Origin of the sequence: Puia sp., from assembly GCF_035546395.1 — a bacterium.
Classification (GTDB): Bacteria; Bacteroidota; Bacteroidia; order Chitinophagales; family Chitinophagaceae; genus Puia.
Window position 1 is genome coordinate 83266 of record NZ_DASZXR010000014.1, and the last position, 14671, is coordinate 97936.

Annotated in this window: 16 protein-coding genes; 10 read left to right on the forward strand and 6 right to left on the reverse strand. The window is 56.9% G+C overall.

Annotated elements, in window-relative coordinates; all coding sequences use genetic code 11:
- Positions 1–76 precede the first annotated feature (76 nt).
- The 3 genes from VHE34_RS13015 to VHE34_RS13025 all read left to right on the forward strand — a co-directional run bounded on the left by VHE34_RS13015 (position 77) and on the right by VHE34_RS13025 (position 3847).
- Entirely contained in the window at positions 77–850 is a 774-nt protein-coding gene (locus tag VHE34_RS13015) for a murein L,D-transpeptidase catalytic domain family protein (RefSeq protein ID WP_325588530.1), read from the forward strand.
- A 162-nt stretch (positions 851–1012) separates the two neighbouring features.
- Positions 1013–2206, forward strand: coding sequence for a hypothetical protein (locus VHE34_RS13020; RefSeq protein WP_325588532.1), 1194 nt, complete (start codon positions 1013–1015; stop codon positions 2204–2206).
- 9 nt (positions 2207–2215) lie between these two features.
- On the forward strand, positions 2216–3847 hold the full coding sequence (locus VHE34_RS13025) for a hypothetical protein (protein ID WP_325588534.1): 1632 nt from the start codon (positions 2216–2218) through the stop codon (positions 3845–3847).
- Between the two features lie 2 nt (positions 3848–3849).
- On the opposite strand, the gene VHE34_RS13030 is transcribed toward VHE34_RS13025, so the two are convergent.
- Entirely contained in the window at positions 3850–4605 is a 756-nt protein-coding gene (locus VHE34_RS13030; protein ID WP_325588536.1) for a hypothetical protein, read from the reverse strand.
- A gap of 38 nt (positions 4606–4643) precedes the next feature.
- Between VHE34_RS13030 and VHE34_RS13035 the strand changes: the two genes are divergently transcribed.
- From VHE34_RS13035 to VHE34_RS13045, 3 genes are read left to right on the forward strand one after another with little or no spacing between them, the layout of a single operon-like run.
- A complete protein-coding gene (locus tag VHE34_RS13035; protein WP_325588538.1) occupies positions 4644–5447 on the forward strand; it encodes a hypothetical protein in 804 nt (267 codons plus the stop codon).
- The gene (locus VHE34_RS13040; RefSeq protein WP_325590229.1) at positions 5375–6256 is read left to right on the forward strand and encodes an outer membrane beta-barrel family protein; all 882 of its coding nucleotides are present in this window, start codon (positions 5375–5377) and stop codon (positions 6254–6256) included. Before VHE34_RS13035 ends, VHE34_RS13040 begins: the two co-directional genes overlap by 73 nt.
- Positions 6257–6284: 28 nt before the next feature.
- On the forward strand, positions 6285–7019 hold the full coding sequence (locus VHE34_RS13045) for a class I SAM-dependent methyltransferase (RefSeq protein ID WP_325588540.1): 735 nt from the start codon (positions 6285–6287) through the stop codon (positions 7017–7019).
- Between the two features lie 4 nt (positions 7020–7023).
- On the opposite strand, the gene VHE34_RS13050 is transcribed toward VHE34_RS13045, so the two are convergent.
- From VHE34_RS13050 to VHE34_RS13060, 3 genes are read right to left on the reverse strand one after another with little or no spacing between them, the layout of a single operon-like run.
- A complete protein-coding gene (locus VHE34_RS13050) occupies positions 7024–8280 on the reverse strand; it encodes a hypothetical protein (protein WP_325588542.1) in 1257 nt (418 codons plus the stop codon).
- An 11-nt stretch (positions 8281–8291) separates the two neighbouring features.
- Positions 8292–9794 carry an FAD-binding protein gene (locus tag VHE34_RS13055; RefSeq protein WP_325588544.1) on the reverse strand — a complete coding sequence of 501 codons (1503 nt, stop codon included), beginning with the start codon at positions 9792–9794 and terminating at the stop codon, positions 8292–8294.
- Between the two features lie 17 nt (positions 9795–9811).
- The gene (locus VHE34_RS13060; protein WP_325588546.1) at positions 9812–10159 is read right to left on the reverse strand and encodes a Bor/Iss family lipoprotein; all 348 of its coding nucleotides are present in this window, start codon (positions 10157–10159) and stop codon (positions 9812–9814) included.
- A gap of 61 nt (positions 10160–10220) precedes the next feature.
- On the opposite strand from VHE34_RS13060, the gene VHE34_RS13065 reads away from it, so the two are divergent.
- From VHE34_RS13065 to VHE34_RS13075, 3 genes are all read left to right on the forward strand, one after another.
- Complete coding sequence (locus VHE34_RS13065; RefSeq protein WP_325588548.1) at positions 10221–11633, forward strand: hypothetical protein; 1413 nt, start codon at positions 10221–10223, stop codon at positions 11631–11633.
- 26 nt (positions 11634–11659) lie between these two features.
- Entirely contained in the window at positions 11660–12055 is a 396-nt protein-coding gene (locus VHE34_RS13070) for an OsmC family protein (protein ID WP_325588550.1), read from the forward strand.
- Between the two features lie 115 nt (positions 12056–12170).
- A complete protein-coding gene (locus VHE34_RS13075) occupies positions 12171–12620 on the forward strand; it encodes an SRPBCC domain-containing protein (protein WP_325588552.1) in 450 nt (149 codons plus the stop codon).
- A 3-nt stretch (positions 12621–12623) separates the two neighbouring features.
- Here the strand turns inward: VHE34_RS13075 and VHE34_RS13080 are convergent, their stop codons facing one another.
- Positions 12624–13070 (reverse strand): GNAT family N-acetyltransferase, encoded by a 447-nt coding sequence (locus VHE34_RS13080; RefSeq protein ID WP_325588554.1) that lies wholly within the window; start codon positions 13068–13070, stop codon positions 12624–12626.
- 15 nt (positions 13071–13085) lie between these two features.
- The gene (locus tag VHE34_RS13085; RefSeq protein ID WP_325588556.1) at positions 13086–13754 is read right to left on the reverse strand and encodes a FadR/GntR family transcriptional regulator; all 669 of its coding nucleotides are present in this window, start codon (positions 13752–13754) and stop codon (positions 13086–13088) included.
- 88 nt (positions 13755–13842) lie between these two features.
- On the opposite strand from VHE34_RS13085, the gene purU reads away from it, so the two are divergent.
- On the forward strand, positions 13843–14670 hold the full coding sequence (gene purU / locus VHE34_RS13090; RefSeq protein ID WP_325588558.1) for a formyltetrahydrofolate deformylase: 828 nt from the start codon (positions 13843–13845) through the stop codon (positions 14668–14670).
- Position 14671 lies beyond the last annotated feature (1 nt).

Sequence of the window (14671 nt, forward strand, 5' to 3'; positions counted from 1 at the left end):
ATTGAGAAACAAGCGGTTATTTTCTGGTATGCGGGTTGGGTTCTTTGACATAACCCTATAACTCAAATCCGTCGTTATGAAAAAGTGTACTTCAACCCCCGCAGCATGGCTTTTCCTGGCCATGATCCTGTTAACCCTTAGCATCACCCGGGTACACGCAGGTATTGTTGGACGCACGACGACCGCATGGAACGCGAAGAAGGCCCGCAACGAGGCCGCCGCGGCCAGGCGCGCCGAGATGCGAATGATCGTCGCAACAGCCACCAGCATTTACGATGAGATGGACCTGCAGGACTCCGGACTGAGCCGCAAAGCCTTCCAATATGCCTGGACCGGTTATTATAAATTGAAGAAGAAGGGTCTGTTGCGTAAGACGAATATCCTGTCGATCTGTGACTTCAGCCAGTCTTCAAGCAACCAGCGGCTGTATGTCATCGATGTAAAGAACCGCCGGATGCTGTACCGCACGTTTGTCGCGCATGGGATCAACTCCGGTGAAGAATATGCCAGCTCGTTCTCGAACCGGATGGAATCCTGCAAAAGCAGTCTTGGATTCTATGTGACGACCGGCACCTATACCGGCATCAATGGGTACTCCCTGCGGATCTCCGGTGTCGATCCCGGTTTCAACGACAACGCGCTGAAGCGCGCGATCGTGATCCACGGGGCGGGTTATGTGAGCCAGCGGATTCTGAAGAAGTATGGTGTAATGGGTACGACCTTCGGTTGCCCGGCCATCCCGACGGAGATGACCGGCCAGATCATCCCCGTGGTGAAGAACGGCAGCTGCTGGTTCATCTACTTTCCTTCGAAAAAGTACCTGAGCCAATCGACAGTTCTGAATAGTTAAGCCTCTTTTTACCCCCTAAATATTGCTGAAAATGCCCTCTTAGAAAAGATAGGGCATTTTTCAGCAAAAGGCTAATGATTGTCCTTCGGACAAGCCGCCTCCGGCGGCATAATCAGACAATCGCCGCCTCTCCGGGGCGGCTCTTTTTTCTTATATTTGGTTATGTCCATAACCATTCCTTCTCCTTTGACCAGTTCCACCGCGGCGACCGGGCCCCGGGCGGCGGCCGGCCGGGCGCCGATCCCGCTGTCGATCTACGCCGTGTCGCTGGCGTCGCTCTTGACCATCGTGGGTATTTTATGGGATATCTCCTGGCACCGAAGCATCGGCCGTGACAAGTTTCTTTCCCCACCGCATATCCTGGTTTACCTGGGCGCCATTTTCGCCGGGCTTTTCTCCGGTGTCCAGGTGCTGTATAATTCCATTTTCCGGCGGGAAGCGGCCAAGGCGGCAAATATCCGGATCTGGGGTATCTTTTACAGCCCACTGGGAAGCCTGTTCTGCATTTGGGGCGCTATCGCCATGCTGACCTCGGCGCCTTTCGACGACTGGTGGCATAATGCGTATGGACTCGACGTGACGATCCTTTCGCCGCCGCATACCCTGCTGGCGATGGGGATGATCTGCTTACAGTTGGGTGCCTGCGTGAGCATTTGTAAGTATTTGAACCGCGAGGATGGGAACCCGGCGCTGTTACAGTTCCTTTTTGTGGTCAGTGCGCTCAGCCTGCTGACCATGGTGTATACGTTGTTTACCGACTATCTGCATGTCCGGGCCATGCGTGGCGGACTGTTCTATATCGTCGCGGCCGCCGCCAGCCTCCTGCTGCTGCCGGCCTTCGGCAAGGCGCTGCGGATGAAGTGGGGGATGACGGCCGTGACCGGCGGCTACTTCCTGCTGGTGGCCTTTTCCAACTGGATCCTGCAGCTGTTCCCCGCGGAACCGAAATTGGGACCGATCCTCACCCATCTCACGCATTTCCAGCCCGCCAATTTCCCTGCGCTGGTGATCATCCCGGCGATGGCAATGGATCTTATCCTGCAACGCAACGGGAGCGGAGCCTGGGTCAAATCCCTATGGCTCAGCCTGGCCTTCGTGACGCTATTGGCGGCCGTGCAGTATCCGCTCAGCGGCTTCCTGCAGGAATCGCCGTATGCCCGAAACTGGTTCTTTACGGCCAATACCTACTATTTCGGGCTTTCCCCGAACGCCCCATGGAGGTATAAATTCAGGCCGGAGGATATCTCCCCCTGGCCGGCGCTGCTGCAGGCGCTCGCCATCGCGGTGGTCCTGGGCATGGTATGCGCCAGGCTTAGCCTTCGCTGGGGCCGGTGGATGCAAAACATTCAACGCTAATTCTCACGCATGAAGAAATGTATTTGGTTGCTGGTATTCCTGGCGATGACGGAAACCCTTTCGTTTGCTCACGTCGGCAATCCCGAAGTGTCGATGGAAGGAACCGCCGGTGCTTATCGGTTACTCGTCAGCGTTAAGCCGCCGGAAGTCATTCCCGGTACGGCGCAGGTCATGGTGTTCCTCCAGAACGGTGGAGCGGCGACCGTTTCGGCGCAGCCGATCTTTTTCTATTCGGGGCGCAATGGAGCGCCTTCACCCGACCTCCTGGCCGCGGTGGCGGGGCAGCCGGGTCAATACAAGGGCATCGTCTGGTTGATGAACGACGGCAGCTCCAGCATCCTGCTCCATGTCAGCGGAAGTCTGGGGAGCGGTGAGCTGGTGGTGCCGATCGTGGCCGTTTCCACGGCGCAAAAAAAGCTGCCGGCGGGAACGGGTTATATCCTTGCAGGATTGGGCATCCTGCTATTTGTATTGATGCTGACCATCATCGGGTCGAGCGTGGCCGATGGGATAACACCCAACGGCGAAGCGGTGCCTGCCGGCCGCCGCCGGGCCCGGCGGGTGGCGATGCTTGTCGCCGCGGTCCTCTCTTCGGGGATCGTTTTTGGCGGCAATGCCTGGTGGCAGCACTGGGCGGAGCGTTACCGGAAATTTATGTACCGGCCTATGCATGCGGTCTACCAGCTTCGAAGCGATAGCGGGGTGAATACCCTTTCGATCCGGATCGATACGGCGGGTGCGCAGCGAAAAGGCTGGCTCCCGTATATCATCCCCGATCATGGCAAGCTGATGCATCTCTTCGTGGTGCGGGTGCCGGCGATGGATGCCTTCGCCCACCTGCACCCCCTGCGGATCGATCCGCTGACGTTCCGGACCGTGCTGCCGCCGCTACCGAAGGGACACTACCTGGCCTTCGCCGATATCGTCAATCTCTCGGGGTTTGCCGAGACGCTAAAAGACAGCTTCGACATTGCACATGACCTGGCCGATAGCCTGCATCGTACCGATCCGGATGATGCGTATGCCTTTGCGCTGCCGGCTGCTGGCCCTTCCATCAGCAGGACCAGCAATAAGGAAACCATCGTTTGTGGCAAACCGGGCGCGGGAGTGCGGATGAAGGACGGTTCGACGATGGTGGCGGAAGGCGCCGTGGCCGGGAATCTCGAAGCGGGCCAGTTATACACCCTTTCCTTTGCGGTGCAAAATGCGGACGGCTCGCCGGCGGCTTTAGAGCCCTACCTTGGGATGATGGCGCATGCGGCAATCATCAAGGATGACGGAAGCACCTATATCCACCTGCATCCCGTCGGCACCTATTCGCTAGCTGCCCAGGAGGGACTGGTCGAGCGGATCGGTCAGCCGGCCAATGAATACCGTCTTCCTCCGCCGGTTGCGTTCCGCGACAGCATCGACCACCTGGTTGCGCGCTTGCGGGACATGAAGCCGGCCGAGCGGGAGGATTGGCTGATGCGGCAGATGAAGATGCCGGCAACGGGCGCGCCGGCGGACAGCAGCATGAAAATGACGAATATGGTCAGCTTTCCCTATACATTCCCGCAACCCGGGAACTACCGCATCTGGGTCCAGGTGCGGCGCAACGGGCAGGTGCTGACGGCGGCATTCGACAGGACAGTGAAATAGCGCTATTGTTCCAGGATGGCCACCAGCGCAATACCCGGCTGGACCGATATGCTGCCCCCTTGCACATTCATCGTCATAAACATCAGGATCGTCTTGCCGGCCAAGGGGAGACGCGCCACGCCAAAATCATATCTTTCCATTCGAAGGGTGTTCATATTCGTGCTGTCGGCCATCGAGCTATTCTCCAACTCGTATTCATAGGTCACTACCGGGGTATGAAATGCATTATCGGAACCGTTAGAGTGATGCATCCGCAAAAAGGGCATTGGTTTGTCGCCAAATAACACCCGGTTACCGGCAAGATCGAATCGAACGGAGTTCAGGTGCGCCGCATTGCCGGTTCCTTTGAAGGAAAGCTTATCTCCATTGGCAACGATCTCGAGTTTGTCCTCTCCAAATATCTGGTAACCTCGCTGGGCCGGGTCGGCCATGTCCTGGAAGCTCTTCCATTCTTCTTTCGTCAAACCCATTCTTTTCCGTATGCTGTCGGTTATGTCTGCGGTATTGCCCGACACCTTGCCGGTCGAATCGAACAGCCAACCCATTTTGTCCGCGAGCGCCTTCTGCACTTTGGCCAGGAGCGCTTTTTGATCGGACGTCAGTTGTTTTGTGGGATCGGGCCGCACATAATGTACAAGGTATTGTCCAGGCTTCAGCAACTGGCGGACCTGGGCAGCCGCGCCATTGGCGGCAGTTTGTGCCTGGGTAGCAGGGAGAAAGCCGAAAAGGAGCAGGAGTAAGGGGGTAAGGAGTCTCATGGCCACAAGATTAGGAAAACTTTATCTTATCCCATAATTTGAATGCCGATAACATCGATCGGATCGAACTGCTGACGGCGCCGGGCGCCAAATATGACGCCTCCGGAAGCGCAGGAGTGATCAACATCATCCTGAAAAAGAACAAACGGTTGGGCACGACCGGCTCTTACTCCCTGAATGGCGGCTACGGCTACTATGAAAAGGGCGGGGGCAGCGTGAACCTGGATCACAATAATGGAAAGACGGATTGGTATGGCTTCTGGTCTTTCCAGCACGATCATACGTTCGGCGGATTCAACGCCGACGGTCAGACCCTCAACCCGGTATTGGGTGGTCGCACCGGATTTGTCTTCCACGACACCACGACCTATATCAGCAACAATCACAATGCGTTGCTTGGCGTCGATACCCGGTTGAAACGGGGATGGACCACAAGCGCGAGCCTGAGCTACAACAACAGCCTGACCACAACGACTACCCATAACCGGTGGATCTATACTATCCCGCCGGACAGCTCGCTTTTCCTCGATGGGAACATTCACGGCCGTAGTCATTGGGAGAGTGTCATCGCATCCCTTTCCGCGGAGAAGGATTGGGGGAAGGGGGAAAAGCTGGTGGTTGGGGCCGACTGGCTGGATTATTCCAATAACCGGCCGAGCGATGTCCGGGGAAATTTTACGGACCGGCATGGAGAAATCGTGTGGCTCGCGGGCGACAGTCTTTCTGCTTCCTGGACCTGGGGCTTCGCTATGAATACTCCGACACCCGGCTGGATGATGCGGGCGCCGGTGTTCCGATCACGCGCCGGCGGCTGGGCGTGCTGTTCCCCAATCTCCTGTTGACGCATAAGTCGGGCGGGAATGGCCAGTGGCAGCTCTCCTTCACCCGGCGGATCACCCGGCCATCGTATAAGGACCTTTCTTCTTTTATCGGCTATGGCGATCCCTTTGCGGTGTTCACGGTCAACCCCTTTCTGAAGCCAACGATAACGAGCAATCTCAAAGCGGGTTATAGCTGGAAAGGTTATTCCTTTTCCCTGGTGCCGGGGCGGGATGACGATCCTATCTTCGGATGGGGCCTGACGACGGAGCCGGGTAGTAACCTCGTCTATATCCGGCCGGTGAACCTGGACTGGCAGAATAACCTCAACCTCGAACTCAACCTGCCGTTCCATATCGGCAACTGGTGGACGATGAGCTATGGATTCACCGGCGGATGGCGGCAATACCGGATCGGTTTTATCCCTACGCCGGTGGAAAAGACGGGGTTTGGGTATTCGATCAATTTCCATGAGAATTTCCGGCTGTCACCGCAGCTTTCGGCCGAGGTATCGGGATGGTATGAAGGGAAAAATTACGAGGCGACCAATAAGAACCTGGGCACCGGCCAGCTGAATGTTGGCGTAAAGAAAGACCTGGGAAAAGGCGCCCTGCAATTCACCGTCACCGATGTCTTCCGGTCGCTGAACTACAAGACCTATGTCGGTGTCGTCGGCAAGGACGCGTTCGATTCACACAACTACCTCAGCTACGATCCCGAGAGCCGGAAGTTTCCGCTGCTGCGGCTGACGTATTCCCGGTCCTTTGGTTCCACGACCCAATCGCGGACCCGGAGCGACCGTGCGAGGGAGGAGAAAGACCGGATAAAATAAGCGCTATCTTTGGGCCTGATCCCTTTTTATGAAAGATAATTTCTCCACCGGAGCCGATCAATACGCACTCTACCGGCCGACCTATCCGGCTGCGATGTTCGACTTTTTGCTATCGCTGGTCCCGCGGCGGGAGCGGGCCTGGGACTGCGGTACGGGTAATGGGCAGGTGGCCGTCGTGCTCGCGCAATCCTTCGACCGGGTAGAGGCCACAGATATCAGTGCGGCTCAACTGGCGAGCGCCGCCCCTCATGAGCGGGTCGCCTATTCGGTTCAGCCGGCGGAGAAGACCTCGTTCCCCGATGAGACCTTCGACCTGGTCACCGTGGCGCAGGCGATCCATTGGTTCGATTTCGACGCATTTTACCGCGAGGTGAACCGGACGATCCGGCCGGGAGGTGTGCTGGCCATTATCGGGTACAATCTGCCCCGGCTTTCCTCCGTAATCGATCCGGTGCTGGATCATTTTTACCGCGACGTGGTCGGGCCTTATTGGGACCGGGAACGTAGGTATGTCGACGAAGAATATCGCACCGTCCCCTTTCCTTATGCAGACATTGTAGCGCCGGCCTTTGCCATCGAGGTCGAATGGAACTTCGAACACCTGATCGGCTATCTGGGCACCTGGAGTGCGGTTAAACATTATCGGAAGGCGAACGGGGAGGACCCCGTAGCTGGTGTCAGCGCCGAACTGAGAAAATTTTGGGGCGATGAAGGGGTGAAAAAAGGGCGGTTTCCCATCTTACTCAGGGTGGCAAAACCCTGAACTTTTAATAAGCGATCTTGCTAAACGGCACGCCGACGGTCAGTCCGACGGCCGTGTGACCGGAGAATCCCGTGCCGGGCCCGATCGTATGTCCCAGGTCGTAAAACCGAACCTGGAATTCGAAGTTGACGGCCGGTTCCGCCTTTTTGTTGATCAGCACGATAGGGAAGCCGAGGATGGCATCGGTCGCGTGGACCTCGCCGATGGCTTGTTTTACGAGGAAACTGACGCCGATATGGGAGTTGGTGGGAAGATAGATGAGCTGTGCCTTCAGATCGGGCGTCAGAAAACTCCTGTAGTCCCCGATATAGCCATCGCCGGCCTTAAGAAGCGCATAGCCATCACAGGAATTGTTCCATTGGAGGTCACCCGCGACGGTAGCGAAGAGCCGGCCGAAACGGCTCCCTTCCCACAAACGCGTATGGGTCAGATTCAGGTGAAGGGGATAGGCGTGACGGGTTGTCGGATCGGCGCCGGCGGCAGCCGCGGTTTCAAAGTTCTCGGTGATGAGGGGAATATACACGCTGACGCTGGTCCAGTTGAAAGCCATTACGGTATAGTTAAACGTTTGCGCCAGGGTTTCCGCCTGCGCATGGGCGTATTCGAGTTCCATTTCCTGCTCCAGGTTGGCATCCAATTGCCGTCGGGCGATGCTTTTGGCCTTGGCCGGATCCTGACCGGGGATATCCTTTACGGGATCGATGGAGTCGAGTGCCGTCTCTTGCTCCGCGGCCCTCCTGCGGATCTTCGCCTCCAGTGAATGAAGGATACCCGCCCGAAGGGCGTCCATCGTACGGATCTGACCGGGTGTGGCGGTGACATGGGGATTGCCGATCCAGGTATGTTTGAGCAGGAATCCGAATTGATTGTTGTAGCGCCGGCCCGCGTCAGCGGCATTGAAGGCATCGCCGGCGTTAACCTGGGCGCCGAAGCTGAGGAAACGGCGAACGGAGGAATCGATGCCCGCGGGCTGCTTCATATTGTGATAGATGGCGACCGTGCCTTCGACGGCGTTGGCAACGACGGAGTTTTTGTATAGGGTAAGATCGTCCGGGGAGGACAGGTAATAGCCGGCCGCTTCGGAAAGAAAGAGATTCAACGCCCGGTTGGAAAGCAGCAGGTGCTTGCCGGGAGCAGGCGAGGGACCCGTTACGGCGGCATTGATCGTCCGCAGCCGGAGGATCAGGCTGTCGGGTGTCTGGGCGCCGGCGGTTTGCACCAGGAGCCCGGTCAGGATCGTTTGAAGCAGCAGCTTGCGCATAGCATCCGTTCTTAAACCAATCCCCAGGCTTTGAGGGTGGCGTTGGTAAACACCTGGCGGCAATCCGCATCCAGCAGTTTGTTGCGGGCGGCGATCCAGCTGGCCAGGTTGTCACCATACATCTTTTTCAGCCGGCCGATGTTCAGCTCGTTGATCTTCCCCCAATGGAAGGTAAAAGGGATATTCGCTTCCTCGAATTTCTTCCAGGCAGCCGTATAGAAAGCATAGGTTGCATCCGAGAAAGCCGCGTCCAGCTCCAGCACGCAGGTGTAGTCGAAATGCGTAAAGGCCAGCTTTGCCATGGACTTCTTTACAAACCGGCAGGCGAAGAGCCCCGCAAAGGGACCGGCTGTTTTGTTGATCTCCATCAGCAGGCTGACCGCCTGGCCCACATACGAAATGGGAATGCCGATGGCGGCGCTGAGCAGCTTCCCATGGAGCATGGTGTTGTTAAAGGTCTCGCTCAGCGTGCCCGTTTGTTTGGAGTAAGGAGTCAGGGCGCCCGCCAGCAGCTTGTTGACCAGCGCGGGCACCAGGGCCGGTACGACCTGGGTCAACCCGCCGATGAAACAGGGGGCATCGTCGCCCGGACCGATGCCGTTGAGGTTGGTCACGGGGGGAGTGTAGCCCGGTTTGAAAGGGCGTTTATACATGGTCGTGACATATGCGCCGCCGGCCATATCGTAAGGGTTGAGCGAGACGGCGAAATGGTAAGGCCGTTCGTTGCCGTTGGGCAGCTTTGCCTTGCTGAAATCGAGGGTCTGCATCAACTGTTGCAGGGTCGCGTCGTAGGGCATGCGCGACATATAGCTTTCCAGCAGGAAGAGCGGTTCGGTTTCGATCATCGCGCCGTGGATGATGCCGAAGCTGCCAAAGCTGACGAGGGCGGAGTAGAAGAGATCGTCGTCCTGTATCCGTTCGGCCTTTATCTTTTGGATGAAGCCGGCCGAGACGACAGGGTAGGAGGCCCGTTCGAGCCAGACATGCCGGGTGGGGCTGACGATGACGTGGAGACCGACCACAAATTCCTGTACGGCGCCGACATCGAAGGCCGAACCATGCGCGCCGGTCGCCATCACCCCGGCGATGGTCTGGCCGTTGCTGGCGCCGGAAGTCTTTAGCGAAAGGTTCCGGGATCGGAGATACCGGCTGAGTTCCCAGACGCCGTTGCCGCACTGGGCAAGGAAGAGTTTGCCCGGGTCGCCCTTATAGGCCGGGTCGACGCTGGAAGGGGAGATGTCGAACATCGCATTGAGCGGTTTGGTGTCCAGCATAATGCCGTTGTCTGCGGTGGCGATCTTCATCCAGGACCAGCCCGCGCCAAGCGCACGCAGCGGCAGCTTTTGCGCGATTGCCTGGGCGATAAGGTCCTGAAGGCCCTTTGTCGTATCGTTGTAGGTATCGACAGGGGAGAGCCCGGTTTCGTTGCCGAGGGTGTAAAGGTCCCTGATCTTCTCCACGAAGGTCTCGTGCCGGTTCTGCCAGGTGGTGAACCCTGTTTTTATTGTCTTCATGCCGATCGGTTTTAGGATTAGAGATGACCGCTGACCTGGCAGGGTTTGCCGCATTTCCACTGGAGTTTCATCGGCGACCAGATACCGAGCGTCAGCACGGTGATCAGCGAGTAGCCGAAGTTGTTTTGCACCTGCACGACCGACACGCCGTTGACATCCAGTGAATCGCAGATCGGGGTGGCGATCTCTTTGGGCGATTGCACCAGTCCCCAGAAGAAGGAGTGCGCGGTGCGGGTCTGGAACTCGGAACCCGGCTGGGCATGTGTGGCGATACGATAGGAATAACAGTTGGCGAAGAGCGTCCCGCTGACGAGTAGGAGCAAGAGGAGGCGAAGGTTTTGGGCAATGGTTTTGAATGACAACATAACAGTTGTTTTATATATGAATATATGTTTTTTCCCGAAATTCTATTAGCTTTAAGCACCTATGATCCCTAACGAACAGCTTTCGCTATGGTCGCGCATCCAGCAGTTCCCATTGGATGATGCAGCGGCGGCCCGCCCTTTTTCCGAGAAATTGACCTCCGAGCAGAACTGGACGCCTGCTTTTACAAAACGGGCAATCGCCGAATACCGGCGGTTCCTGTTTCTGTGCTGTATCTCGCCCGATGGCGCAGCGCCTTCCCAGCCCGTGGACGAGGTTTGGCATCTTCATCTTACCTACACGAAATCCTATTGGGTAGATCTCTGCCAGGGAGTGTTGGGCCGGGAGCTGCATCATTTTCCATCCGCCGGCGGTGCACAGGAAGAGGCAAAACACTGGCGATGGTATAACGATACCCTCGCCTTGTACCGGAGCACATTCGATGAGGAGCCGCCGGCCGACATTTGGCCCTCTGTTGTTTCGAAAGCTGCTGTGCCTTACATCCCATCCTTCCAGTGGAAAAGCGCTGAAGGCGCGGGTATCGCGGCCGTGATGCTGATGCCTTTTCTGTTCATTCGCGTCGCTTATGATACGTTCTCGCCTTTTGCGTTGGGTGGCCCCCATTTCCTGGTATTCTTCGGCGTCTTCTTTGTAGCGCTTGCGGCATCACTCTTCCTGATCCGGTGGAGCGTGCGCCGGGCGGTGTTACCGCTGATCGCGGAGAGATTTCCGCCGGATGCCACGCCCTTCCAGGTGGCGGATTGTCTTTACGGAAAGCATCGTGCACTGCAGGCGGGTATTCTCGACCTGCTCCAGCGAAACCTGCTCGAGGTCAGCGAAAGCCGGCAATTCCGGGTGAAGAATTATTCGTTCACGCCGTTGGACGGAGAGACCAATCCATTGATCCCGGCGTGGGCCGAAGAAGAGAACGGAAGTTTGCACAGCTACGAATACATTGCGGGCAACTGGTATGCACGGGAGCGTTTTTCACATCCCGCGCTGACGGCGCTTAGCGATCTGGCCAAACGCCAGGAACCCTTTTGGCAGAGTGGGATCTTTATCGTGGCCTGGTTTGGGATGGCCGTCGCGCGGATCGCTCAGGGTTTTTTAAACGGCAGGCCGGTTACCTTCCTTTTCTTCGAGACCATCGCAGGGGCGATCATCGGGACAGCCATATGGAAAGCCTTGTCCCCGAGGTGGATGATCGTGAGCCAAATAAAGGCGATGTATGAGGGGCGATTGCCGGAGTATGGGGACCGTGACCGCACCGTGCCGCTCTTTGTCCTCGAGGGCAATTCCGCCATTGCGGGCTTTGCGGAAGGCGCGCTGCTCATGGGCATGTTCGCAGCAGCCCGCCCGGCGAGCGGTGACGGCGGGTTGTGGATCGACAGTGGAGGAAGCAGTGACAGCGGTGGCGGCAGCAGTTGTGGCTCGAGCTGCGGGAGCAGCGGCTGCGGAGGCTGCAGTGGGAACTAGCGGGAATAATTTCGTATTTTAGAGATATGCAAATCTCAGCAAAGGTCGAAAGCCGGTTCCATACCCAAAATACGCAGGTGCAGACCAATGATCTGGCAAGGAATCTCCCGATACCCGTGAAGCCTGCCGGCTATGGCTCCGCTGTCAACGGTGGAGAATTGTTGATGCTGGCCCTGGCCACCTGCTTCTGCAACGATATCTACCGGGAAGCCGGAAAACGGAATATCGCCGTGTCAGCGGTCGAAGTAGAGTGCACCGCGGAATTTGGCGGCGAAGGCGAGCCGGGCCGCAATATCCAGTACACGGCCAGGGTGAGCGCGGATGCTTCGCCGGACGTGATCGAAGAGCTGATCCGGGCTACGGACCAGGTGGCAGAGATCCACAATACCCTGCGGCAGGGTGTGAACGTAAAGCTCGTGTAGTAACGCCCGCCTGCGACCCTGGCCATCCTGCTGGCCAAATCCACCGTCGTGGAAGTCCAATTCACACCCTATCCGCGAGAGGGACGGGCCGTAATATTGTTCCAAAAATACTATTATGGCTAATCAGGATTTCAGCACCCAGTTCACGGTCTCCCAGACCCCAAAGCAGGTCTTCGATGCGATCAACAATGTGAGGGGATGGTGGTCGGAAGAGATCGAAGGTGGTACGCAAAAACTCAACGACGTATTCACGTATCACTATCGGGACGTCCATCGCTGCAAGATGCGGCTCATCGAGGTTGTTCCCGAAAAGAAAGTGGTTTGGCTCGTGCTGGACAACTACTTTAAGTTCACCCAGGACAAGGACGAATGGAAGGGGAACACCATCGAATTCGAGATCACGGCGAAGGACGGGCAGACACAGGTCCGTTTCACACAGCATGGCCTCGTTCCCGCGTATGAATGTTACGACGTCTGCAACAACGCCTGGACCGGCTATGTGGGCTCCAGCCTGCGCGATCTGATCATGACGGGCAAGGGCAAGCCAAATCCAAAAGAGAGCTGATCGTCAAAGCTCTTTCTGGAAGCAGACGCTGTTTGGGCTTCCGATATAGCGGCCAAAAAGGGGAATGATTCGATAGCCGTTCTTTTGGTAGAAGGCGATCGCTTCCGGTTGATTGAGTCCGGTCTCGAGGACGCAGGCCGTACAGCCTCCTTCGCGGGCCCAGTTCTCGAGTTCTTCCAACAGGCGGGTCGCGATGCCATTCCCGCGGTTGGCCGGCCGGACGTACATGCGTTTTATTTCAGCCTTACCTTCTTCATATTCCCGGATCGCCCCGCAGCCGATGGGCCGATCTTCATTGTACGCCACCAGTACTTGTGGGATGGACCCGATGCGGTTGAGCTGTGCATAATATTCCTGCAGATCGCCGTCGCGGGCACGAAGATGGCGTTCCAGTTCGGCCGCGAGGAGCTGGAAATCGGGGGAGTCGGAATTAGTGCGGAGGATCGTCATGGTATCTGGCTCTTATCAGGCGATGAGTCGGTTTAGTTTCCAGGTGACCTCCACCGCTTTTCCCGGTTCCCGATTGATAATGCTTTCCAGCAGCTGCGCGTGAAGCGTTCTCAACTTTTGCAGCGAGTGGGTCTTCGAATGGCTTTTTTCGATACTCTTCCGGAGGTCCTGCAAGGCAAAGACCCGGTATAAATTGGCCAGAACCTTGTTGCCCGAGGCTTCCGCGATCGCCGTATGAAAGTCGATATCGGCCTCTATCCAGGGGATCGGCTCGCCGGCTTCGGCGGCGGAATTATGTCGTTGCCAGGAGGCCGTCAACGCCCGGACATGCTCCTGGGTCCGATGCAGCGCCGCCCGTTCGGCGATCTTGATCTCCAGTAATTCGCGCACTTCGCGGATATCCGCCTCGTCGCCACTCTGTAACAGTTGAGACAGGGGAGACTGGGCGGGCTTATTGGACAGGACGAAGGTGCCGAGTCCCTGCTGTACGCGGATGAGTCCGTTGTTCTCCAGTTTGCGGATGGCTTCGCGGATGCTACTTCGGCCTACTCCGAACTCACGGGTCATTTCATGTTCGGAGGGTAACTGCCGGCCGATTGGATATTCGCCCGATTCGATCCGCTCCTGCAGATGCTGGGCAACCATAGCCGAAAGGCTTTTTCGTTCGATGATTTTAGGGGTCATGGGGTTGTTATCTGGTGATCAGACAAGTAAATATAGAATTATTTGATGTTATTGCAAATACACCGGGGGGGCTTTATTTTACTGAAATATGCTTATCGTAATACAATGTAAGGACCAGGTAGGCCTTGTTGCCGCAATTTCCCGCGTAGTTGCAGAGGAAGGACTCAATATCGTCTCCCTGCGGGAGCATGTCGACCCTGCAGAGAGCCGGTTTTTTATCCGGGTGGAAGTGGACAGAGATGTTCCGGAGGAGCTGCTGGAGGCCCGGCTGCGCCCCCTCCTTCCCCCCGATGCCGTTGTATCGGTCAACCCGCATACCGAGAAAAAGATCATTGTGCTGGTGACAAAAGAATATCATTGTCTGTCGGATATCCTGGTGCGCCACCATTTCAAGACGCTGGGCGCTTCCGTCCAGCACGTCATCGGCAATTACCCGATACTGGGCGACATCTGCCGGCGATTCGAGGTTCCCTTTACACATATTTCCCATGAGGGATCGGAAAAGGAGCTGTTCGAACAAAAGACCCTGGACGTTCTGCTCCAACACCAGCCTGATCATATTGTGCTGGCCAAATTCATGCGCATCCTTTCACCTGCTTTCGTGTCGGCCTTTCCCGGGCGGATCATCAATATCCATCACTCCTTCCTTCCGGCCTTTGTAGGTGCCAACCCTTATCGCCAGGCCTTCGAACGCGGCGTCAAGCTGATCGGCGCCACGGCGCATTTTGTCACCGACCAGCTGGATGAAGGCCCCATTATCGCTCAACAGATCATTCCGGTGACCCACTCTTTTACCGTTGCAGATATGATAAAGGCGGGGAAGGAGATCGAGACGGCCGTGCTGGCCAGGGCCCTCCGGCTGGTGTTTGAGGACCGGGTGCTTATGTATAAGAATAAGACCGTGGTGTTTGAATAAA

What these genes read in the sequence shown, in the direction of transcription:
- VHE34_RS13015 (WP_325588530.1), top strand. Translation starts at nt 77, where the DNA reads ATGAAAAAGTGTACTTCAACCCCCGCAGCATGGCTTTTCCTGGCCATG.
- VHE34_RS13020 (WP_325588532.1), top strand. Translation starts at nt 1,013, where the DNA reads ATGTCCATAACCATTCCTTCTCCTTTGACCAGTTCCACCGCGGCGACC.
- VHE34_RS13025 (WP_325588534.1), top strand. Translation starts at nt 2,216, where the DNA reads ATGAAGAAATGTATTTGGTTGCTGGTATTCCTGGCGATGACGGAAACC.
- VHE34_RS13030 (WP_325588536.1), bottom strand. Translation starts at nt 4,605, where the DNA reads ATGAGACTCCTTACCCCCTTACTCCTGCTCCTTTTCGGCTTTCTCCCT.
- VHE34_RS13045 (WP_325588540.1), top strand. Translation starts at nt 6,285, where the DNA reads ATGAAAGATAATTTCTCCACCGGAGCCGATCAATACGCACTCTACCGG.
- VHE34_RS13050 (WP_325588542.1), bottom strand. Translation starts at nt 8,280, where the DNA reads ATGCGCAAGCTGCTGCTTCAAACGATCCTGACCGGGCTCCTGGTGCAA.
- VHE34_RS13055 (WP_325588544.1), bottom strand. Translation starts at nt 9,794, where the DNA reads ATGAAGACAATAAAAACAGGGTTCACCACCTGGCAGAACCGGCACGAG.
- VHE34_RS13060 (WP_325588546.1), bottom strand. Translation starts at nt 10,159, where the DNA reads ATGTTGTCATTCAAAACCATTGCCCAAAACCTTCGCCTCCTCTTGCTC.
- VHE34_RS13065 (WP_325588548.1), top strand. Translation starts at nt 10,221, where the DNA reads ATGATCCCTAACGAACAGCTTTCGCTATGGTCGCGCATCCAGCAGTTC.
- VHE34_RS13070 (WP_325588550.1), top strand. Translation starts at nt 11,660, where the DNA reads ATGCAAATCTCAGCAAAGGTCGAAAGCCGGTTCCATACCCAAAATACG.
- VHE34_RS13075 (WP_325588552.1), top strand. Translation starts at nt 12,171, where the DNA reads ATGGCTAATCAGGATTTCAGCACCCAGTTCACGGTCTCCCAGACCCCA.
- VHE34_RS13080 (WP_325588554.1), bottom strand. Translation starts at nt 13,070, where the DNA reads ATGACGATCCTCCGCACTAATTCCGACTCCCCCGATTTCCAGCTCCTC.
- VHE34_RS13085 (WP_325588556.1), bottom strand. Translation starts at nt 13,754, where the DNA reads ATGACCCCTAAAATCATCGAACGAAAAAGCCTTTCGGCTATGGTTGCC.
- purU (WP_325588558.1), top strand. Translation starts at nt 13,843, where the DNA reads ATGCTTATCGTAATACAATGTAAGGACCAGGTAGGCCTTGTTGCCGCA.